Source organism: Desulfotignum balticum DSM 7044, assembly GCF_000421285.1.
Taxonomy (GTDB): Bacteria; Desulfobacterota; Desulfobacteria; order Desulfobacterales; family Desulfobacteraceae; genus Desulfotignum; species Desulfotignum balticum.
In genome coordinates, this window is sequence record NZ_ATWO01000001.1 from 3,848,407 (window position 1) to 3,870,102 (window position 21,696).

Here is a 21,696-nt window from a genome sequence, read left to right on the forward strand (position 1 = left end):
TAATTGCAACAAGTTTTAACTCCATAAAAACTCAACCATTGTTTCGATATCACGAAGTCTGCCAAAGCACAAGCAATTTGCAATTATGTTGCAACAGACCTGTTCCGGTCACGGGGATTCACCAGTGATCAGCAGGGAAAGTGCCTTGAACCGGTCAAAATCATTTGCATTTACCAACGGCTGTAATTAAACGAGAGATTCAGGCCAACCGTGCTTTTTCGCCATTTTCTGGATGGCAAAACCCTTCCATAAATCGCTGTTTACGCCTTTTGCTACTTGTGGCAAAAGGCGTAAACAGGGACCTGATGATCCGATTCATTCCTTATCACCCATAGTGATACCTGAAGTGCCCTAACTGGTATCACGGTCGCGGCTGCTGGCGGTCATGGCATTTTTCAGACCTCGGCGTGACGTTTCTTCTGGTTCAAAAATTTCAAAAAAACGATCGCTCCGCTTGTCATCAGCTGAAACAATGCAAAAACCATGATGGAATAATCCTGCTCAATCACGGAATACAATCCCCACACCAACCCGTCCGACATGGACAGCACCCATGTCCCAAAAGACAGGTCCGTCAGGTCTTCTTCCCTGGCTGCCACGCATATCTGAGGAATGTTGGACACCAGAATACTGATGGGCAAGATAATGCCAAGACCCGCCTGTCCCTTGATCAGAAACGCAACACACAGCGCAACAAACCAGACCGGGGCAATCCGAAATTCTTTGATGGTGCGCCCGAATTTCAAGGCAGATATCGTGATCACAAAAAATACAGCGGCGGATGCGCCCGTGGCCAGGGTCACATAGGGCTGGTTCGTCAAAACCCCGTATGCGGCCCAGCCGAAACTGACGATGGCACTGGTCAAGGCCGTGTCAACGGAAACCCCTAAGGCCTGTCTTGAGCGCAACAGCCTGACAAGCTGCGGCAGGGCCCGGACCAGTCCGATGACTGTGCCGGCCAGTGTAGAGAGGCACAATAATATCCCAAAAATCCAGCCTAAAATCCCACGCATGTATGCCTAAATGAAATTTTTCAGGTGCAATATTTTGAGATTACGACGGAAGCTTTTTCATGGACAGCAGGAACCGCTGTATGCCTTTTATCCTCCTCCCCCCTTTTGGGGGGGATAAGAGGGGGGGGCATGTGTTATACCCTCCTTTGCAAAGTTTAACAATTAAACAGGAGGACACATGCCCCGATCATGGAATCTATTGATAACTGTTTTATCAGAAATTACAAGAAAAAACTGCATTGCACTTGCTTGCTGTCCCCACTGCGGGAACCGTCATACGTATATAAAATGGGGGTTTTACAGGCGATATCTATTTGATGATGAGCTGATAAATATCCAGCGTTTTCGCTGTGACAATGATCAATGCCCATGTAAAACCTTTTCAATTCTTCCCCATGCGCTATTGCCAATACTCAGGATCTCTCTGTGCATGTTGATGTATGTTCTTGATATGTACGAACAAGGAAACAATATCGCAGATATTGTCCGGCACACCGGCGGCAATTGGCCGCGAACACAGCGGTGGATAAAAAAAGCGTTGATAATCCGTGACTGGTTCAAGCAAGGACATGGCAATCGAATGTCCCCATGCTTATCTTCCGGCAGATCCTGGGCATCATTTGTCAGAGATTTTTCCTGGACTTTTTACCCGGAAAGATTCAGATAAAAAAGCACCAACACAAAACGTATATATAATAAAATCAGTCAGTTTGTTAAGCAATTCTCCTGGAGTTCAACTTTTTTAAACAGGAGGTTTAAGTGAGAGAACAAAATGACGAGAAATTAGAACTGGCCATATGGCGTTACGGGATTATCAGCCCTCTTCTGCACAGGGAAGCCAACAGCCTTCCCTCTGGAGAGCTGCTTGACCAGGCGTCCTGGCAGCGGTATGTCCATCCAAACGGTTCCCATATGAGATTGAGTGCAGAAACCCTCAGGAAATGGCTATACCGCTACCTTCAAAGTGGCCTGCCAGGCCTGATGGGCAAAGTCAGATCTGATAAAGGTAACCACCAGATCCCGGATAAGATCACTTCAGCAATGGTTGCTCTGCGGGAGGAACACCCAAGATGGACCCTTGCCAGGATGATCAAGGAACTGATTAAAACCAACAGGTGGAATGGAAGAAAACCCAGCAGGTCTGCCATTTACAGATTTGCAAAAGCCCATAACCTGCAAAGAGACCCCCACATTGATCCAAACGGGAATGTACGGCCTTTTGCCTTTGACCATTTCGGTCAATTATGGATTGCTGATTTTCTCCATGGTCCAAAATTGTTCAAGGACAATAAAAAGCACAAAACCTATCTCCATGTCATCCTGGATGACAGCAGCCGGTTTATTGTTCATGGTGGATTTTACCTGACCGAATCGGTTGAACCTTTACTCTATGATCTCATGGGTGCGGTCAGACGATTTGGAATTCCCCAGCGTTTTTACGTCGACAATGGGTCGGCATATATCAGCCGGCACCTGAAGATCCTTTGCGCCAGGAACGGAATTGATCTGGTCCATACCCCACCATTTGTCCCTCAAGGCAGAGGCAAATTAGAAAGGCTGTTCAGGACCGTCAGGGATCAGTTCCTTTGTGATAAATTTAAAACCATTAAGCAGATCAATGATGCGTTCAAATCCTGGGTTGCCGGATATCATGAAACCCTGCACTCATCTTTGGAATGTTCCCCGTTGCAAAAAAGACTGCAAAGCAAAAATGTATGCCGTGCTTTGTCGCCGTCGATTGACATTGAAGCCTTGTTCAGGATGGAGCGGCGTTGCAGGGTTTACAATGATTGCACCATCCATTTCAAAAAAATCAGGTATGAGGTACCCGGATACCTGCCAGGATCCCGGGTAACCATTTATTATATGCCCTGGGACAAAACCTGTATCTACTACGGCAATGAAATGAAAAAGGCACGTATCGTTGACCTTGGCGCCAATGCAAGACGATTTGAACATCCAAATCAATAGGAAACCATACAAATGACTCATAAACAATCTCCACTGGAATTTTTTAATTGTAAATATCATCCGTTCGCAAATACTTACCGACTGAAAACCCCTTATCTGGGAGAGCAGGACAAGCGATTTCTCAGGACAGCCATATCGTTGATCTCCTCTGGAAAAAGTTTTGCTTTGTCCGGGCCCTCAGGTGCCGGCAAATCAACATTAATCAACTATGTTTTATCCCAGCTCGATGCAAACTGTTATAAACCTTCCCTGGTCCATTACGGTGGATTACAGCGCAACGGAATGCTCAAAGCCTTTGCTGACGTTCTTGGGGTGGAAACAAATGGTAGGACCGTGCCTTTGCTGATCAGCCTGCAAAAACAGATCACAAACATGGCATCGGAACACCGCAGTGTGTTCCCGGTATTTGTTATTGATGATGCCCACCTCATGGAAAAGGAATCATTAATGGATATCTGTTCCCTGATGTTTAATCCTCAAAAGGAAACCGTGGCCGCAAGTTTTATTCTTGTGGGAGATGAAACCTTTGAAAAAAAACTCTCACTGCAAATTCTGGCTTCTGTAAAAACCCGACTCACCGGGCAATTTAATTTGAATCCCTTGAATGACGATGAAAGTCTTGAATTTATCAAATTCAGGTTATCCAATGCAGGTGCAACTGAAACGCTTTTTGATCCGGATGCTTTAAACATTTTATCATCCCATTGCAGAGGGAATCGACGACACATCATGAACATGGGCACGTTGCTTTTAACCGAAGCCTTTTACAGACAGGAAAAAACGATCAGTGCTGAATTGATTTTCAATTGTGACCAGATAGAGATATCTGAGTGAAACAGAGGCATACGAGAGGGGACTCCGATGCCAAGGGATAACTCAGTGCGGTAGACTGCTGTCTGCTCGGGGCCTGGTAGTTTTGTTTTGATTACTATCAGGCCCTACCTATATCCCCAATAGGTAAAATAACCTGACATATTCTTGGGATCAGACAGCGACAATCTACACCAGACCCAGAATGACTGTGATATTCATTGTTTGTTGTGGTCTTTCAGGCGATGTTTGGTGTTTTTTAATCGTGCTGTCGAATCAGTGGTGTTCTGATTTGTAGCGTTTAAATGGATTAATGCATTTTTTCAGATGCGTCCAACGATAAATAATGATATGTATAATCGAAAAATACGATTAAAATATAGGTGGCAATGGATTTATATAAGCTGAAGACATTCAAAACCGTGGCGGCTTTTTTAAATTTCAACCAGGCGGCCAGGTATTTAAATTGTGCGCAATCCACGGTATCAAACCAGATCAAATCCCTGGAAGATGAAATGGGCGCCTTTTTTTTCAAACGCATGGGGAAAAAAGTGCAGTTGACCACGGCCGGCGAAAAAATGGTCGGATATGCCAATAAACTACTTTCCATGGAGCAGGAGGCCATTGATGACATCACAGGGAAAAAAACGCCCCAGAAAACGATTTGCGTGAGAGGGCCGGAAGCAATTATTGACTGTTATTTTCCCGACCTCATTAAAAAAACGCTGGCACAGTATCCAGCCGTTCAGTTTGATATCAGCAACTGTCTGGAAAACAATATCGAAAATGAACTTCAGACGGAAGCGATCGATCTGGCTTTTATTTTTTCCGACTACATCAGTTCCCCCCGGCTGATCACGGAAAAAATCTTTACTGAAACCCTGATTATGGCGGCGCTTCCCACCCATCCCCTGGCGGGAAAGCCCACGGTCGATGCAAAAGACCTTCATGGTGAAACACTGTTGTTTTTAAAAACAGGGTGCGGATACGGCCTTCCGTTCAGGCAGCTGCTGAACACGCACATGGTAAAACCGGCTTGTATCATAGAAATCACCAGTGTTGAAGCCATCAAAAAATGTGTCAAAAAAGGCATCGGCTTGACAATTCTGCCAGAAGATTCCATACAAAAAGAACTTCAAAACCGGGAACTGGTACCGTTGAACTGGACAAAGGATTTGACCACCCCTGTGCTGATGGTCTGGCATAAGAACAAAAAAATCACCGGGGTCCTGGAAAATTTCATGCACCTGGCCATGCAGCTGCGGTCAAACAGACACTGAGTTTTTTTCTTGCACCCATCCCGGCAGATGATTATGGTAGCCCCATGAAATATAACGACTTTTATTCACAAACACTTAGGAATCCACATTCATGAACCCTATTTTCGGCCGGATGGATACTGATATCCTGGGATTGATCCTGTATGTGGGGCTGGCCCTGTTTTTTTCATTTCTGTGTTCCGTGGCGGAAGCCGTTCTTTTGAGTGTCACTCCCTCGTATATCGAAGGGTTGAAAAAAAACCATCCCCGGAAAGCCGCGCTTTTGCAGCGACTTAAACAGGACAATGTGGACCGGTCTCTGGCTGCCATTCTGACATTGAATACCATTGCCCATACCGTCGGGGCCATCGGTGCGGGAGCCAAAGCCACGGCCGTGTTCGGCAGCGCCTGGTTCGGGGTGTTTTCCGCCGCCATGACTCTGATGATCCTGTTTCTGTCGGAAATCCTTCCCAAAACCATCGGTGCGGTCTACTGGTCGCGCCTGACCGGCCCCACCGCAATTTTCATCAACACGCTGATTACCATCCTGTACCCCATTGTCTGGCTGTCTGAAAAACTGACCAAATTCATTTCCCGGGGGAAAACCATGCATATTTTTTCCAGGGATGAATTCATTGCCATGGCATCCGTGGGTGAACGCACGGGTCAGATCCACACCAAAGAATCCAGAATCATTCAGAATCTGCTGCGGTTTGAAAGTCTGAAAGCCACGGATATCATGACACCGCGCACCGTGGTATCTGCGTTGCCCGAAGACATGACCATTGATGCATCTTTGAAATACATCATGAAAACTCCGTTTTCACGCCTGCCCTTGTACAAATCACACTTAGACGATGCCACGGGGTTTGTTCTCAAAGATGATATATTGATTTTCATGGCCCAGAAAAGGGGAAATGAAACACTCAAGGCCCTGAAACGGGAAATCATGGCCGTGCCCAGCTCCATCCCTTTGACCGTGCTGTTTGAACGGTTTCTGACCGAACGTCAGCACATTGCTCTGATTGTCAGTGAACATGGGGGCACAGACGGGCTGGTGACACTGGAAGACCTGATTGAAACCCTCATGGGAATGGAAATCGTGGATGAAAGTGACAATGTGATCGATATGCGGGCTTTGGCCCGGAAACAGTGGATGGCCCGGGCCAAAGCCATGGGCCTGGAGCCGGAAACAACGGAGACACCCGGAAATGACATATGACGTGATTATTGTGGGCGGCGGACCGGCAGGGTTGTTTGCCGCCGGGTATCTGATGGAACATGCCCGGCTCAAGGTGCTGCTCATAGAAAAAGGCAAAGAGCCCCTCAAACGCAAATGCCCCAACCATCATTTACAGAAATGCGTCGGATGCGACCCGTGCAATATTTTGTCAGGCATCGGCGGGGCCGGGCTGTATTCCGACGGCAAGCTCAATTTCATTCCCCGGCTGGGAAAAACCGATCTGACCCAGTTCATGCCCTTGTCAGAGGCCCAGGCCCTGATCGATGAAACCGAAGCCGTGTTCACCCGGTTCAACATGGACGGGCCCGTCTATCCCACGGACATGGACGCAGCCCGGCAGATCCGAAAAGATGCCCGGCGGTTCGGTATCGACCTGATGCTCATTCGGCAGAAACACCTAGGGTCTGACAATCTGCCCGGGTATATCGCTGCCATGGCTGATCATATCCGGGCAAAAGGGCTGGCCGTCAAAGTCAATGAGACCGTCACCGATATTCTGGAACAGGACGGGCAGGTGACCGGCGTGGTCACGGACAAGGCCACCTACAAAGCGCCGCACGTAATTCTGGCCCCGGGACGGGTGGGGGCCAACTGGATGGCAACGGTGGCACAGAAACACGGTATTAACCTGAGCCAGCGGGGCATCGAAGTGGGGGTCCGGGTGGAGGTGCACAATGATATCATGGACGATCTGTGTAACATCATCTATGATCCCACTTTTTTTATCCAGACCCATACTTATGACGATCAGACAAGGACGTTTTGCACCAACCAGGGGGGATTCATCTCTTTGGAAAACTACCGGGATTTTGTGTGTGTCAACGGGCATGCCTATTCAGGGAAAAAATCGGAAAACACCAATTTTGCGTTTCTGTCCAAAGTGATATTGACGGAACCCGTGACCGACAACCAGTCCTATGGCGAGTCCATCGGCCGGCTGGCCACCATCATCGGCGGGGGCAAACCCATTTTACAGCGGTTCGGGGACCTGAAACGGGGGCGCCGCTCCACCTGGCACCGCATCCGCAAAGGCTATATCGAACCCACCATGACAAATGTGGTATGTGGGGATATTGCCATGGCCCTGCCGGAAAGAATCCTGTCAAACATCATCGAGGGCCTGGAAATCCTCAACCAGGTGGTGCCGGGGGTTTCCAACGATGAAACCCTGCTGTACGCCCCGGAAATCAAGTTTTTTGCCACCCAGGTGGAAACCAGCAGCCATTTGGAAACAAAGATCAACGGGTTGTATGTGGCCGGCGACGGGCCCGGTGTGGCCGGTAATATCGTGTCTGCCGCCGCCACGGGCCTGATTCCGGCCAAACACATTATTGCCCGGCAATAATCAAAAAAAAATTAGTCCGGATAGTAGATGGCGCAGGCATCTTCTGATTCCCATGCCATGACCCGGGACACCTGTAATTTTTCCGGCAGATTCTCATCCAGCAGGGCCTGGACCTGCCGGGCAATGTAAACGGCAATCCGCTCCGAGGTGGGCTGCATGCCCTCAAACACAGACAGTTCATTGAGATATTTGTGATCCAGGTCTCCGTCCACCACCTGACGTACCGCTTTTTTGATGTCCCCGAAATCCGCCAGCACCCCGGCATCGTTCAGTTTTGGGCCTTTGACACACACTTCCACCTGCCAGTTATGGCCGTGAAGGTTTTCACATTTCTGGCCCACCATGGTCAATCGATGGGCACCGGCAAACCGGGTTTTAACTTTCAGTTCAAACATGGGACCTGCCTGTTGCTATAAATTTTTAAACAGATTTTTCAATTTATTGGAAATTTTGTTGCCATCCAGTTTGTCAAACTGCTTTAATAATTCCTTTTGCTTGGCAGTGAGTTTGGTGGGGGTTTTGATGAGCACCTTGACAATCTGGTCTCCCCGCCGGCCCGTGCGCAATGAAGCGATCCCCTGTCCGGAAAGCCGGAAGCTGTCTCCGAACTGGGTGCCTTTGGGAATGGTGAGGGTTTCCTCCCCCACCAGGGTGGGCACGGTGATATCGGCCCCAAGCGCTGCCTGGGCAAAGGAGATGTCAATGGCACAGACAATGTCGTTGCCGTCCCGCTGGAAAAATTTGTGGGGTTTCACATTGATGACCACATACAGGTCTCCGGACGGACCGCCCGGGCTGGGAGACGCTTCTCCCTCACCCGTCAGGCGCAGTTTGGACCCCACATCCACGCCGGCCGGAATTTTGACCTGCACCTTGCGCACGGTTTCCACACGGCCGGCCCCCACACATTTGGGACAGGGATCGGAAATGATACTGCCCCGGCCCTTGCAATAAGGACAGGTGGTCTTGACCTTGAAAAATCCCTGGCTCTGGATAAACTGGCCCGTACCGTGGCAATGGGCGCAGGTTTCCACGTCAGTCCCGGGCCGGCTTCCCGTGCCGTCACATTCGTCACACTGGGTCAGTTTGGGTATGGACACGGTTTTTTCAGTACCGAACGCTGCTTCCATGAAATCAATGGTCATGTTATAGCGCAGGTCAGATCCCCGCTGCACCCGGTTGCTCCGGCCCCCCCGGCCACCACCGAATCCGAAAAAGTCTTCAAATATGTCACCGAAGCTGGAAAAAATATCCTCAAATCCACCGGGTCCGGAATGGCCGGCCCCTTCCAGTCCCTGGTGCCCGAACTGGTCATAAATGTGGCGTTTGTTTTCATTGCTCAAAACTTCATAGGCTTCGGACGCTTCCTTGAATTTGTCTTCCGCTTCCCGGTTGTTGGGATTTTTGTCCGGATGGAATTTAATGGCCAGCTTCCGGTATGCTTTCTTCAGGGTCACTTTATCTGCATCCCGAGTCACACCCAGGATTTCATAGTAGTCGCGTTTTTCAGTCATAACTTACCCAATTGTTCCAGTTCGTTTCCGCATGGTTTTGTTTGTAATCTTTGCCCCGTTATGGTACGTTTCCCAGCTGTCTGTGATAAATAATATAAACTAATCCTGAAATTCAGGTTGTCAACGATGAACAAAGAACTTGATTTTGTCAAGGGAATGTTTGACAAAATCGCCCATAGATATGATTTCCTGAACCGCCTGCTCAGTCTCCGCCAGGATGTCATGTGGCGGAACCAGATGGTGCGGGCCGCGGCGCCGGGGCCGGAAAGCCGGATTCTGGATGTGGCCTGCGGCACCTGTGATGTGGCCCTGGCCTTGAGCCGCCATCTTACAGGCCGCACCCGGATCACGGGCCTGGATTTTTCCTATGCCATGCTGGATGCCGGCAAAAAAAAATGCGCTGCCCAATCCAACCAAAGCATCTGTCTGGTGAACGGGGACGCGCTGGCCCTGCCGTTCCTTCCGGAAATGTTTGATGCTGTGTTCATCGCTTTCGGCATCCGGAATATCATGGACCGGCCCCGGGCATTGTCTGAATTTTACAAGGTGCTCAAACCCGGCGGAAAACTGGCGGTTCTGGAACTGACCACCCCCCAAAACCCTTTTTTAAAACCCATTTATTTAAGTTATTTCAAAAAAGTGCTGCCGCTGATCGGGGCTTTTTTTTCAAAAGATAACAATGCCTATTATTATCTGCCTGAATCTGTTTTGAAATTTCCCGCGCCGGATGCCTTTGCCGGGATGATGTCGGAAACCGGATTCAGCCGCGTGCGGTTTAAACCCATGTCCTTTGGCATTGTCACCTTGTTTGTCGGTACCCGTCAATAATCCAGCCTTGAACTGAAAAAAAACCAGCATGAAAAACCAGATTTTTAAGACCACCCAGGGCAAACTGCTGATCATCAGTATCTGTATGGCCATGGTGCTCGTGGGTACCATCGGTTTTTATGTTGTCACGGATGCGGCATTGGCAAAAACCCTGATTCTCACTTTTTTTGCCAATACGTTCGGCGGCCGATCCGTTGGCATCGGCTTGTGCATCCTGCAGGGGCTCACCGCGTTTCCCACCATTTTCTACAACTTTTATCTGGAAGTGATGGTGGTGCTTTTCACCTATGCCGTTTTTGCGTTGACAACGACCAACTACCTGCGGGTGGAATGGGTAATCCGGGCCATGGAACGGGTGGCGGAAACGGCCCTGAAAAAAAAGCACAAAATTGAACGGTTCGGATGGTTCGGTATTTTTTTGTTTGTCATGATTCCTTTGCCTGTCACCGGACCCGTGGTGGGTGCCATCATCGGCAGTATGATCGGGCTGGGCTGGATACGAAATTTTTCCGCCACATTTCTGGGCACCCTGACGGCCCTGGTCCTGTGGTTTGAATTTTTCGAATTCTTAGATGAGCGGTTTCAGATGATTCAGTCTTTTTTTGTCATCATCCTCATCCTGGTACTCATCCCCTATTTCGGAAAAATCCGCCGGCTCGTTGAATCGTTGCGCCGGAAAAAACCGCTGGACCCCTGATGGGATTTCAGAACCGTTTTTTCAGAATCGTGGGAACTAAACACCGGGTGTCGTCTTTTTTGGGGTATCCGATATTGTAATGAAGTCCGCGGCTTTCTTTTCTTGAGAGTGCGGATTTAATCACCAGTTTTGCCACGGTGGCAAGGTTTCTCAACTCCACCAGATCGGACGTCAGTTTAAAATCCCAGTAATATTCGTCAATTTCATCGTGAATGGTTTTGACACGCCGGGCCGCCCGCTGCAACCGCTTGTCCGACCGGACGATCCCCACATAATTCCACATGAGCCGCCGGATCTCATCCCAGTTATGGGACACCACAATAGCCTCATCACTGTCCGTGGTGTTGGTTTCATCCCAGGGTGCCAGGGTGACATCCATATTTTTTTTTCTGATGGCCGACAGATTTTTAACGGAATCCAGATACGCATTGTGGGCATAAACCAGGGCTTCCAGCAGTGAATTGGATGCCAGGCGGTTGGCGCCGTGAAGCCCGGTGCACGCGGTTTCCCCCACGGCATACAGCCCCTGGACATCGGTCTTTCCGTTCAGATCCGTAGCCACCCCCCCGCACATGTAATGGGCCGCCGGCACCACGGGGATGGGCGCTGTGGTGATATCGATGCCGTATTCCAGGCACCGAGCGTGAATATGGGGAAACCGCTGACGGACAAAATCAGGATCTTTATGGGAAATATCCAGAAATACCGATTCAGCCCCGGTTTTTTTGAGTTCACTGTCAATGGCCCTGGCCACCACGTCCCGGCAGGCCAGTTCCTTTTCCGGGGTATAGTCTTCCATGAACCGCCGGCCTTTGGCATCGATCAACACGGCCCCTTCACCCCGCACGGCTTCGGAAATCAGAAAATTCTTGGCTTCCGGATGATACAGGCAGGTGGGATGGAACTGGACAAACTCCAGGTTGGCTACGGACGCCCCGGCCCGGTAGGCCATGGCAATACCGTCTCCCGTGGCGATATCCGGATTGGAGGTATACAGATAAATCTTGCACGCCCCTCCCGTGGCCAGAAGGGTCACGGCCGCATGAAAGGTTTCCACCCGGCCGGTGGCATTGTCCAGTACATAAGCCCCGCAGCAGCTGTTTTCATAGTGGGTCACCAGAACACCGCTTCGAACGGACGAGGAAACCGTGATCAGATTGACGGCCACATGATCTTCCAGAATGGTGATATTGTCATGTTCTCTGGCCTTTGCCACCAAAGCGTCTTCAATTTCCCTGCCGGTCAGGTCATGGGCATGGATGATGCGTTTGACGGAATGCCCGCCTTCCCGGCCCATGGAAAAATCGAATTTACCCGTGCCCGCCATGCTGAACCGGGCACCCAGATCCACCAGCTCCCGGATCCGGTCCGGCCCGTTTTCCACCACCATTTTCACTACTTCCCGGTTACACAGTCCATCCCCGGCTTTGAGGGTATCCGCCACGTGCAGATCAAAAGAATCCTGCTTTCCGAACACGGCTGCCACCCCGCCCTGGGCCAGGGCCGTGTTGCTCTGCTGAATATTTTTCTTGGTAATAATGGTAACACGCCCGTGTTCAGCGGCCTTTAATGCATAACTCAATCCGGCGATGCCACTGCCGATCACCAGAAAATCGGTTTTTCGGATCATAATAATGAATGTCTCTTTTTCTTCCGGGTACTCAGCCCGAGGATCAATCCCACAATAAACACGCCGGCCCCGCTCAGAAACCACAGCATGGCTTCATTGTTCAAATTTTCCTTTAGCATTGAAATCTGCTGTGCCTGCTCTTTTGACAATTGAACCAGGGCCTGGTATTTTTCATTGAGTTCCATAAAATCAGCAGATGCCTGCTTCAAATCCCGGTATTTTTTTTCGATATCCGCCAACGCGTCATTTTTTTCAGCCAGGGTCTGATTCTGTGTGTCAAGTTTTTCAAGTGCGTCTGCCAGGTCTTTATTTTCTTTTTTCAGCGTTTCAACCTGAAACGTCAACGGCTTGTCTTCTGTCAGAAAACGGGTCAATACCCATCCCTGTTTTTGGTTTTCTGTCTGAACCAGAGACCAGTCCGATTGATACTCCATCACTTCCAGCCGGGAACCGGATTCCAGCATGGCCAAAATTTTATGTTCGACTCCCGGCCCGGTGCGCATGGTGATTTTGGTAATCCCGCTCACATACATTTCCTGAGCCCCGACCCCGGACACCCACCCCCATACGCACAGGATAACGAATATTTTCATCCATTTGATCATTTAGATTTTGCATACTCCTTTTATTGTTTTATTGACATGGTTATTTCATTACCATTGCAGTTCCGGTTTATCAACCCGAAATCACGTTATCCATCACAATCCATGTTTTTCTTTTTGCTATACGAAAAAGATTTCAAATTTGAAAAGATATGACTATAATGGCAAAAATTTTTCGTTTCAAAATAAAATATGGCAGCAGGATTTCGCAAACCCGTGTACCCGAACAAAGGAGACCCATGATGGAGAAATGGCAGACCCCTTACTGGCCGGAAGGCGTGGCCCATGATGTGACCAATTACCATTATCCGCTGACCCAGGTCCTGGACCGGACGGCACAAAAGTATCCCGGCAACGTGTATACGATTTTCAACGGCGCATCCAGAACCTATGCCCAGGTTAAGGATACGGCCGACAGAATCGCCAATTTCCTTGCCGCCAACGGCATAAAACAAGGAGACAAGATTGCGATTTTTCTTCCCAACATTCCTCATTTTCCGGAAGTGCTTTTCGGGATTTTGAAAGCCGGTGCCGTGGCCGTCAACTGTAACCCCATCTATACGCCCAAAGAACTCCATTACCAGCTGAACGATTCAGGATCCAAAATGGTGTTCTGTATGGACCATCCCGAATTTTACGCCAACACCCAGGAAGCCATTAAAGACACTCAGGTGCAAACTGTGATCGTGTGCAACGTCAAATCCTACCTGCCCCGGCTCAAGGCGTTTATCGGCGGCCTGCTGGGTAAAATCCCCAAGGCGGACAAAATCGACCCCGGCCATCACATGTTTGACGACATTGTGGCAGCATCGTCTCCAAACCCGCCGGACATCACGGTATCTCCCGAAGAAGACACGGCCATCATGCTGTACACCGGCGGCACCACAGGCGTTCCCAAGGGTGCGGAACTCACCCACACCAATTTCACCTACAACCTGGAAGCCTGCGAAGAATACTTCCGGCTGGTGCATGAACCCGGCAAAAAAGCGGAAAAAATGCGCCACGGCGGATACCACACTTACTTAGGGGTGCTGCCCTGGTACCACAGTTTCGGCATCACCAGTGCACTGTTGTTTTCCGCTTTGTCCGGCAGCCGGCTCATCTGCATTCCGGATCCCCGGGCCGGGAATCCGCCCTTCACCGGGGTGATGGAAGCCGTACAGAAATACAAACCCACTTTTATCACGGCCGTGCCCACCATTTTTGTGGCGTTCACCAACTATCCGCATCTGGAAAAATATGATATCTCCTCCATCATGGGGTGCCTGTCCGGCGGGGCCCCGCTGCCGCCGGAAGTATGCCGGCAGTTTGAAGAAAAAACCGGGTCCATTATTTTTGAAGCATACGGCCTGACGGAAACCGCCCCTGCCGCCTGTATCAACCCCTCTTTCAAGGAAACCCGGAAAATCGGTTCCATCGGGTTTCCCCTGCCGGGCACGGATGTCAAAATCCTGGACCTGGAAGACGGCACCCAAGAAGTGCCGACGGGAGAAAACGGGGAACTGGCCATCTGCGGCCCTCAGGTGATGAAAGGATACTGGAACAGACCCGATGCCAATGAAGAGGTGTTTGTGACCATTGACGGGAACCGCTATTTTCTCACCGGCGATATCGGATTCATCGACAAAAACGGATATATCATTATCACAGACCGCAAAAAAGACATGATCATTGTGGGCGGTTTCAATGTGTATCCCCGGGAAGTGGAAGATGTTCTCTACACCCATCCCAAGGTGGAACTGGCCGCCGTGGTGGGGGTGCCGGACGAAAAAAGTGGCGAAAAAGTCAAGGCGTTCATCAAATTCAAACAGGGGGAGACCGCCACAAAAGAAGAAATCGATGCCTTTTGCAAGGAAAACATGGCCGGATACAAGCGGCCAAGATTTATCGAGTTCAAAGAGGACATCCCGCTGTCCAATGTGGGCAAGGTGCTGCGCCGGGTATTGCGGGACGAGGAGATCAACCGGTAATGATCTGAACGGCTTCCGCCGCCAGGGTCAGACCGAATATGCCCGGGATCCAGGGAATCGTGCCCATGGGCGGCCGTTGCCGGCCGTGACCGGCACTGTTTCCCGGATCTTGTGCTTCTTGTTCGGGCAAAATCTTTGCATCCGGTGACAAAACCGGGGGTTCCAACGAGTACACGCACCGGATTCCCGTGAACACGCCCCGGCGATGCAGCCGGCGGCGTACCACCCGGGCCAGGGGGCACACCTGTGTGTCGCTGATATCGCCGGTTCTGATTTGGGACACATCTTTACGACCGCCGGCCCCCATGGAAGAGACCACACAAAGATCCATCTGCCGGGCCGCCACCAGCAGATTGACCTTGGAATTCAGCCCGTCTATGGCATCCACCACCACGTCCAGATCCGGAGACAACAGTGTATCCAGGCTGTCTTCATTCACAAAGGTATCACAGATGTCCACATCACAGGCCGGATAAATGTCATGAACCCGGACTCTGGCGATCTCTGCCTTTTTTTCGCCCAAAGTGGAATGAAGCGCATACAGCTGCCGGTTGATATTGGACATGTCCACCCGGTCAAAATCCACCAGGCGCAGATACCCCACCCCGGCTCTGGCCAATGCTTCAACCGCAAAAGACCCCACCGCGCCCAACCCGAACACCGCTACTCTGGCATGTCCCAGTTTTGTCACGGCCTGTGTGCCCATCAGACGGGCGGTCCTGTCAAACTGATTCATATCCGGCATACGCACCAATCAATCCTATTTCTGGCGGTAAGATTATTGTACCACGAAGATCACGAAGCGCACGAAGAAAGGGTCTCTTCGTGATCTTCGTGATCTTCGTGGTTTCATAAAAAATCAAATCACCCCCGCTGCCGGGATGATCGGGCCAAACACGGCCCGCGCATTGGCATAGGCCTGACCGACAAAATCAACGACCGGCACACCGGCCCGGGCCGCCGCGATCCGGGCGATGGCCGGCAGGTTTTTGGGTTCATTAAGACCATGGGGATCCGGGTCCGGCACACTGGGATAGATATCCGGGGCATCGGTTTCCAGCAGGATCCGGTCCCCGGGCACGGCCTTCAGGGCGTTCACCACTTTTTTGGCCCCGGGCCGGGTCACGGACCCGGAAAAAGAGATATACAGGTTATACCGGATCAATAATTTCACCATCTCTGCGGATCCGGAAAAAGAGTGCACCAAACCCGGAGTTTTCAAAGGGCCTGTTTTTTTCAGCAACCGGATAAACGGGTCCCAGGCCTTTCGGATGTGAATGTTGATGGGCCGTTCCAGATCCTGAGCCAGGGTCAGGTGCCAGGTGAATACGGCCAGTTGCCCGTCCCGGTCCGCGTGTTTGTCCATGAAATCCAGCCCCGTTTCTCCGATGCCGCAGGATTTGGCGACCACCCGGTCCCCCAGCACCTGCTGCCATTTAGGTGTCAAAGCATCCAGAAACCAGGGGTGGATGCCGTAACAGGGAACAATGGCCGGGTACTGGCGGGCCAGCGTTGCCGTGGCCTCAAAATTTTCTTCCATGGTGGCACAGGACACCATATGGGTCACCCCGGCATCTGCAGCCCTTTGAACAATGCCGGGGACATCTTTCACAATCCGGTGATCATGCAGATGGCAATGGGCATCCGCGTATTGCAGGATGGGTTCCGATGTCATGATCCAGGTCTTTTTCTGATAATGGTTTCACAGATATCCGCCACCGTGCCCGCGGCTGTCCGGATGTCCCACCGGGTTTTGTCCCTGTCTCCCACCCGGTTGGAAGCGGCCCGAATCTCTGCCATGGGCACCTGATACAACCCTGCCACATGGGCGGCTGCCGCGCCTTCCATGGATTCCATCACCGCGCGGTACGCATGGGACAGGGCGTTCGCCTTTTCCGGGGACCCGGTAACTGCCGATACCGTGATAAACGGGCCCTGGCCCACCCGGCAGTTCAGGGACCGGGTCAATTGGTCTTTGCAGGCATGGGCCAGTTTCAGGTCCAGTGTGTAAATTCCCTGCCGGGTAAGGCCCTGACCGGCAATCAGGTCAAACGGCAGCGGAGACAGGCGCGAACATGCCGCATGTGTCCCGGGCCGGGAGAGATCCACCCCGGCGTGCACATACGTGTCTTTCACTGCCACGGCCGCATCCCCGATATCCAGACCCGTGCCGACAAACACCCCGGCAATCCCGGTGTGAAGAATGAACTGAGGCCGGAACCGTTCCAGACAGGCCGTCAGTGCCCATACGGCGTTAAACACCCCGGGACCGGATATGACCAGATGCCAGGATCGATCCGGGCTGACCATCACATCCGGGTTCCCGGGAGTATCCCCCATGGATTCGGCCGGGTGACGCGCCAGAAATGCGGCCATTTCCAGCCGGGTGGCACACAGAATCAGCACCGGCGCGGCCATGGCATCACTTTGACAGATGATGATGAAGGGCCATCAGAGCCATGTGATACCCAAAATGTCCGAACCCGGTGATCTGACCCGTTACCATGTCCGACAGCAGCGAGGTGTGACGAAAAGATTCCCGCTTGTAGATATTGGACAGATGCACTTCCACCACGGGGCAGGTCAGCATGGCCAGGGCATCTCTTAATACCACGCTGGTATGGGTGAGCCCGCCGGGGTTGATGATCACCCCGGCGGATGACATTTCGTAAATCCGGTGAATTTCATCCACCAGGGCCCCTTCGTGATTGGACTGAAAAAAATGCAAAGACAGGCCCAGGGGTTGTGCTTTTTTTGTCAGTTCCCCGTGGATCTGATCCAGGGTAAGGGAGCCGTAAATTTCCGGCTCCCGTTTTCCCAGCATATTCAGATTGGGACCGTTTAAAACAAAGATATCAGACACCGGCTGCCGCCTTGAACCCCAGGTCAAACGCCTTGAGGTTCACATCCAGGAATGCGGGTTTGACCCGGCGCCTGATGGCTTCCTCCACCACATCCCGGTCAAATCCCAAAGCCCCGGTCTGAACCAGGGCCCCTAACAGCACGATATTGACACTCATGGGACTACCCGCCTCCCGGGCCAGAGACATGGCATCAATGGCCACCAGTCCGGCGGTTTTGGCCTGGATCAGTTGTTTGATCTCCTCCACGTCCGGATACGTGCCCAGCCCGACCGCCACGGTAAAGGGCGGCACGGGCGCGGTATTGGTAATCACCTGGGTCGTTTTATTGCACCGTTTGATGGCCCGCAGGGTCTCGGCCGGTTCAAATCCCAAAAGAATATCAGCTTCCCCGTCCGAAATAATGGAGCTTTCCGCGTCTCCGAAAACCATGGCGGATTCCACCACGCCTCCCCGCTGGGCCATGCCGTGAATTTCACTCATGCGCACGGGCACTCCGGCAAGCAATGCGGCCTCACCCAGCACCTTGGATGCCAGAAGATTGCCCTGCCCGCCGACGGCTACAATGATAAGTCTGGTTGTTTCCATATATTCACATCCTTGTATTTTCAAGTTATTGCTTCAGGGGCCGGATGGCGTTCTCCGGACAGATCTGGGCACAGACGGCACAGCCCACACAGGTGTTGGCATCAATGGCCACGCGATTGTCCTTGTCCAGGTAAAAGGACGGACAGGCAATGGTGGTGATGCAGTCCCGGTGATCCACGCATTTGTCAGACACCATAAACGGCCTGATTTTTTTCAGCTTCAGGCTTTTGGCATACAGGGCGCAGGGTTCCTGGGAGATAATCACGGACACCCCTTTAAAGGCCAGGGCTTCCTTGATCACATCAATGCTTTTCTGCACCTTGAACGGTTTGATGATGGAGACATGTTCCACCCCGACGGCACGGACCAGTTTCTCGATATTGACCCGGCCGTATCCGGACAGGCCGAACCGATCCATGTCCACGCCCGGATGAGGCTGATGTCCGGTCATGGCCGTGATATCATTTTCCAGAATGACCAGCGTAAAATTGTGGTTGTTGAACACGGCATTGACCAGGCCGGTGATCCCGGAATGAAAAAACGTGGAATCTCCGATAAACGACACCACTTTCTGATCCGTGGCCTTGCTGAACCCGCAGGAAGAACTCACGGAAGATCCCATGCAGATGACAAAATCACCCATGCTCAAGGGCGGCAGAAATCCCAGGGTATAGCACCCGATGTCATTGGGACAGATCACATCCATGTCTTTGGCCGCCTGTTTGACCTCGTAAAATGTGGCCCGGTGGGAACATCCGGAACATAAGTTGGGGGGCCGCATGGGGATTTCCGGGATATCTGATGTGTCCACAGACGGTTTCGGCGTATACGGCACATTGAAAAATGCCGCCATTTTTTCCCGGACCATGGCGGGATCATACTCAAACAACCGGGAAAACAGGTCATCGGACTTGCCTTTGATGGAAATGGTGATGCCCTGTTCCTGGGCAATGGCTTTGACCGCCTCTTCCATGAACGGCTCGCCCTCTTCCACCACCAGCACTTTTTCACACCCTTTCAGAAAATCGGCAATCATTTTTCGGGGCAACGGATTGGAAAACCCCAGGCGCAGAATTTTTGCCCGGTCCGTCAGCCCCAGGTCTTTGACCGCATCTGCGGCATAATAAAAACTCACGCCGTTGGTGATGACCCCTAAAGGCCCTTGTCCCTGAACAAAATTATAGGATGAGGTGTCTGACAATCGGGCCGCGTTCTTCATTTTTTCCAGCACCTTGACATGCAGGCCCCGGGACACGGCCGGCACGGTGACGCAGCGATGGGGATCTTTTTCAAACCGGCCCTTCGTGTTTCTGGGCTTGATTTCCCCAAACGTGACAAACGCGTTGGAATGGTTGATCCGGGTGGTGGTGCGCAAAAGCACCGGCTGTTTCAAAGATTCGGACAGCTCGAACGCGTCTTTGATCATATCCTTGGCTTCAGCCACAGAAGACGGCTCCATCATGGGCAGGTTCCCGAATTTGGCGTAATAGCGGTTATCCTGTTCGTTCTGGCTGGAGAACATGGCCGGATCATCCGCGGTGAGAATCACCATGCCGGCGGTCACGCCCACATAGGCCAGGGTCATGAGCGGGTCCGCCGCCACATTGAGCCCGACATGCTTCATCATACAGAACGTGCGAAGTCCTGAATTGGCCGCTGCCGCCGCCACTTCCAGTGCCACCTTTTCATTGGTGCTGTACTCGAAGTAAAGATCTGATTCCTGGGACATCTGGAACAGGTTCAAAGAGATTTCAGACGAAGGGGTGCCCGGATAGGTCGTGGCAAAGGCCACCCCGGCTTCCACAGCTCCCCTTGCAATGGCTTCGTTTCCCAGGAGCATGATCTTCTCTCCCGGGAGGTCCTGTAACAATTTGTGCATGAGTCCTCCTTGGTTTAAGCGTGAATGTTACGCATACAGTTTTTCAGCGACGTCAAGGGAAGCGGCATATCCCTTGAACCCGTCAATATCTTCACACGACTGAATCGTTCCTGAAGCAAAAAAACCTTCCACCATGCTTTTTTCCCCGTGCCGGATCAGCCCCATGAACAGCACGGGCACCAGGCTGATGTTGTTTTTTCCTTTTTCACTGGCAAATGCCGGCGGCGGGGATGATTGATATACGGCGAACAGCGGGTGGGTGATCGGCATGAGCTGAACAATTTCAGGGGCATGCGTGTGCGTATGTTCGTGGCAATGATTACACATGGGTAACACCTCTTATCGTATCGGTTGTTGGATGGCCATTTTAATATTTAGCTTGAATATAGCCGTCATATGGCTATTTCACACTATCAAATATTTATATTATAACCGTGCTGCTTTGCAAGGAAAACTCTTGTTTCTGCAAATATTTTATTTGCGGGGAGGACCGACAGGACCGATCCGTTCCCGGTATGTTGACAGGGTCTGCCCCTTTCCGTGATCTGCATCAGAATCAACCCAGGACCCGGGAAAGGGCCTTTTGGGTGAAATGATACACGGAATGACAGTAATGGCAGCGGATCTCCAGAGGAAAGGGACCGTTTTCCAGAATATCGGTCCGGACATCCGGGGACAGATTTTTCAGATACCCCTGCATGCGTTCCCGGGAACACCGGCAGAAAAACGATACCCGGGTCTGGTCCAGCAGCCGGGGAGACAAGGGGGCAAATGTCTCCATCACCACATTTTCCACTGATTTTCCCCGGGCCAGCGTCTGGCCCGGGGGATCCATCTGCCCAAGGATCTGTTCCGCAATATCCAGCGATTGTAAATCCGCTCCGGGCATGCCCTGGAGAAAAATCCCCCCGGCACCGGTCACGGCCTGATTTTCATCAAACACCACACTTAAGTTCAGTCCCGTGGGAATCTGTTCCGACTCCAGAAAATACGCGGCCAGGTCTTGGGCAATGGTGCCGTGTGCCAGGTGAACCCGGCTGGAATAAGGGTGTCTGGCATCTTCCAGATATTTGGTCACGGTCAGAAATCCCGCCCCGAACAAAGCAGACAACGATTGGGTATGGGCTGAATCTGAAGCAACGATTTCCGGGGTTTTCAAAAATCCCCTGACTTCTCCATACCCATTGGCTTCCACGTCCAATCCTTTGATGGGCCCTGAACACTCGATGCTCAGGCTGATGCGGTCTTCCCCTTTGAGGGTGGTACTCAGCAGGGCCCCGGCAATATATGCCTGCCCCAGAATCAGGGTTTCCACAGGTCCCAGTTCATGACTGGCCCGCATTTCATTCACCATGAGCGTGGCATGCACCATGGCGCCCTTGATTTTGTTATCTGCCATGACAAAGCGGTGTACCCGGTCTTTGGCGGCCGCTTTAAACCGGGCTTTGACATCTTGCTTGAAAATATCTTTTTTAATCATCTTGAA

At 51.6% G+C, this 21,696-nt stretch carries 21 protein-coding genes; 8 read left to right on the top strand and 13 right to left on the bottom strand.

From position 1 onward, the window contains the following. Window positions 1-395 precede the first annotated feature (395 nt). On the bottom strand, window positions 396-977 hold the full coding sequence (locus tag K365_RS0119315) for a hypothetical protein (protein WP_024335903.1): 582 nt from the start codon (window positions 975-977) through the stop codon (window positions 396-398). 795 nt (window positions 978-1,772) lie between these two features. Here K365_RS0119315 and K365_RS0119325 point away from each other — a divergent pair. From K365_RS0119325 to K365_RS0119345, 5 genes are all read left to right on the top strand, one after another. After that, window positions 1,773-2,984 (top strand): helix-turn-helix domain-containing protein, encoded by a 1,212-nt coding sequence (locus K365_RS0119325; RefSeq protein WP_024335904.1) that lies wholly within the window; start codon window positions 1,773-1,775, stop codon window positions 2,982-2,984. A gap of 12 nt (window positions 2,985-2,996) precedes the next feature. Beyond that, window positions 2,997-3,818, top strand: coding sequence for an ExeA family protein (locus tag K365_RS0119330; protein WP_024333137.1), 822 nt, complete (start codon window positions 2,997-2,999; stop codon window positions 3,816-3,818). Window positions 3,819-4,183: 365 nt separating this feature from the next. After that, window positions 4,184-5,074: a LysR family transcriptional regulator gene (locus K365_RS0119335; protein WP_024335905.1), complete on the top strand. Its 891-nt coding sequence runs from the start codon at window positions 4,184-4,186 to the stop codon at window positions 5,072-5,074. A gap of 91 nt (window positions 5,075-5,165) precedes the next feature. Further along, window positions 5,166-6,275: a hemolysin family protein gene (locus K365_RS0119340; RefSeq protein ID WP_006965497.1), complete on the top strand. Its 1,110-nt coding sequence runs from the start codon at window positions 5,166-5,168 to the stop codon at window positions 6,273-6,275. Continuing rightward, window positions 6,265-7,641: an NAD(P)/FAD-dependent oxidoreductase gene (locus K365_RS0119345; RefSeq protein WP_024335906.1), complete on the top strand. Its 1,377-nt coding sequence runs from the start codon at window positions 6,265-6,267 to the stop codon at window positions 7,639-7,641. Before K365_RS0119340 ends, K365_RS0119345 begins: the two co-directional genes overlap by 11 nt. 11 nt (window positions 7,642-7,652) lie before the next feature. Here the strand turns inward: K365_RS0119345 and queD are convergent, their stop codons facing one another. Together queD and dnaJ are read right to left on the bottom strand one after the other, a co-directional pair. After that, window positions 7,653-8,036 carry a 6-carboxytetrahydropterin synthase QueD gene (gene queD, locus K365_RS0119350; RefSeq protein ID WP_006965495.1) on the bottom strand — a complete coding sequence of 128 codons (384 nt, stop codon included), beginning with the start codon at window positions 8,034-8,036 and terminating at the stop codon, window positions 7,653-7,655. 15 nt (window positions 8,037-8,051) lie between these two features. Then, a complete protein-coding gene (gene dnaJ / locus K365_RS0119355) occupies window positions 8,052-9,155 on the bottom strand; it encodes a molecular chaperone DnaJ (RefSeq protein ID WP_006965494.1) in 1,104 nt (367 codons plus the stop codon). A 126-nt stretch (window positions 9,156-9,281) separates the two neighbouring features. On the opposite strand from dnaJ, the gene ubiE reads away from it, so the two are divergent. Both ubiE and K365_RS0119365 read left to right on the top strand, forming a co-directional pair. Beyond that, window positions 9,282-9,983 (top strand): bifunctional demethylmenaquinone methyltransferase/2-methoxy-6-polyprenyl-1,4-benzoquinol methylase UbiE, encoded by a 702-nt coding sequence (gene ubiE, locus K365_RS0119360; protein ID WP_024335907.1) that lies wholly within the window; start codon window positions 9,282-9,284, stop codon window positions 9,981-9,983. Window positions 9,984-10,011: 28 nt separating this feature from the next. Then, on the top strand, window positions 10,012-10,680 hold the full coding sequence (locus tag K365_RS0119365) for a small multi-drug export protein (RefSeq protein WP_024335908.1): 669 nt from the start codon (window positions 10,012-10,014) through the stop codon (window positions 10,678-10,680). Between the two features lie 7 nt (window positions 10,681-10,687). Here K365_RS0119365 and nadB read toward each other — a convergent pair whose 3' ends face one another. Together nadB and K365_RS0119375 are read right to left on the bottom strand one after the other, a co-directional pair. Further along, complete coding sequence (gene nadB / locus K365_RS0119370; protein WP_024335909.1) at window positions 10,688-12,310, bottom strand: L-aspartate oxidase; 1,623 nt, start codon at window positions 12,308-12,310, stop codon at window positions 10,688-10,690. Beyond that, the gene (locus tag K365_RS0119375; protein WP_024335910.1) at window positions 12,307-12,915 is read right to left on the bottom strand and encodes a TIGR04211 family SH3 domain-containing protein; all 609 of its coding nucleotides are present in this window, start codon (window positions 12,913-12,915) and stop codon (window positions 12,307-12,309) included. Before K365_RS0119375 ends, nadB begins: the two co-directional genes overlap by 4 nt. 239 nt (window positions 12,916-13,154) lie before the next feature. Here K365_RS0119375 and K365_RS0119380 point away from each other — a divergent pair, with 239 nt between their 5' ends. Then, on the top strand, window positions 13,155-14,882 hold the full coding sequence (locus K365_RS0119380; protein WP_084489913.1) for a long-chain-fatty-acid--CoA ligase: 1,728 nt from the start codon (window positions 13,155-13,157) through the stop codon (window positions 14,880-14,882). Here K365_RS0119380 and K365_RS0119385 read toward each other — a convergent pair. From K365_RS0119385 to K365_RS0119420, 8 genes are all read right to left on the bottom strand, one after another. Further along, the gene (locus K365_RS0119385) at window positions 14,872-15,627 is read right to left on the bottom strand and encodes a tRNA threonylcarbamoyladenosine dehydratase (RefSeq protein ID WP_029725569.1); all 756 of its coding nucleotides are present in this window, start codon (window positions 15,625-15,627) and stop codon (window positions 14,872-14,874) included. The two genes, K365_RS0119380 and K365_RS0119385, sit on opposite strands and share 11 nt — an antisense overlap. Before the next feature lie 114 nt (window positions 15,628-15,741). Then, window positions 15,742-16,557, bottom strand: a complete 816-nt coding sequence (locus tag K365_RS0119390) for a TatD family hydrolase (protein ID WP_029725570.1) — start codon at window positions 16,555-16,557, stop codon at window positions 15,742-15,744. Continuing rightward, window positions 16,554-17,300, bottom strand: a complete 747-nt coding sequence (gene mqnB, locus K365_RS0119395) for a futalosine hydrolase (RefSeq protein WP_024335914.1) — start codon at window positions 17,298-17,300, stop codon at window positions 16,554-16,556. Before mqnB ends, K365_RS0119390 begins: the two co-directional genes overlap by 4 nt. A gap of 4 nt (window positions 17,301-17,304) precedes the next feature. After that, entirely contained in the window at window positions 17,305-17,745 is a 441-nt protein-coding gene (gene aroQ / locus K365_RS0119400) for a type II 3-dehydroquinate dehydratase (RefSeq protein WP_024335915.1), read from the bottom strand. Then, the gene (locus K365_RS0119405) at window positions 17,738-18,331 is read right to left on the bottom strand and encodes an indolepyruvate oxidoreductase subunit beta (protein WP_006965484.1); all 594 of its coding nucleotides are present in this window, start codon (window positions 18,329-18,331) and stop codon (window positions 17,738-17,740) included. Before K365_RS0119405 ends, aroQ begins: the two co-directional genes overlap by 8 nt. Before the next feature lie 25 nt (window positions 18,332-18,356). Then, window positions 18,357-20,210, bottom strand: coding sequence for an indolepyruvate ferredoxin oxidoreductase subunit alpha (gene iorA / locus K365_RS0119410; protein WP_006965483.1), 1,854 nt, complete (start codon window positions 20,208-20,210; stop codon window positions 18,357-18,359). A 27-nt stretch (window positions 20,211-20,237) separates the two neighbouring features. Next, a complete protein-coding gene (locus K365_RS0119415) occupies window positions 20,238-20,537 on the bottom strand; it encodes a hypothetical protein (protein WP_006965482.1) in 300 nt (99 codons plus the stop codon). Window positions 20,538-20,766: 229 nt separating this feature from the next. Beyond that, complete coding sequence (locus K365_RS0119420; protein ID WP_006965481.1) at window positions 20,767-21,690, bottom strand: Hsp33 family molecular chaperone HslO; 924 nt, start codon at window positions 21,688-21,690, stop codon at window positions 20,767-20,769. Window positions 21,691-21,696: the final 6 nt, after the last annotated feature.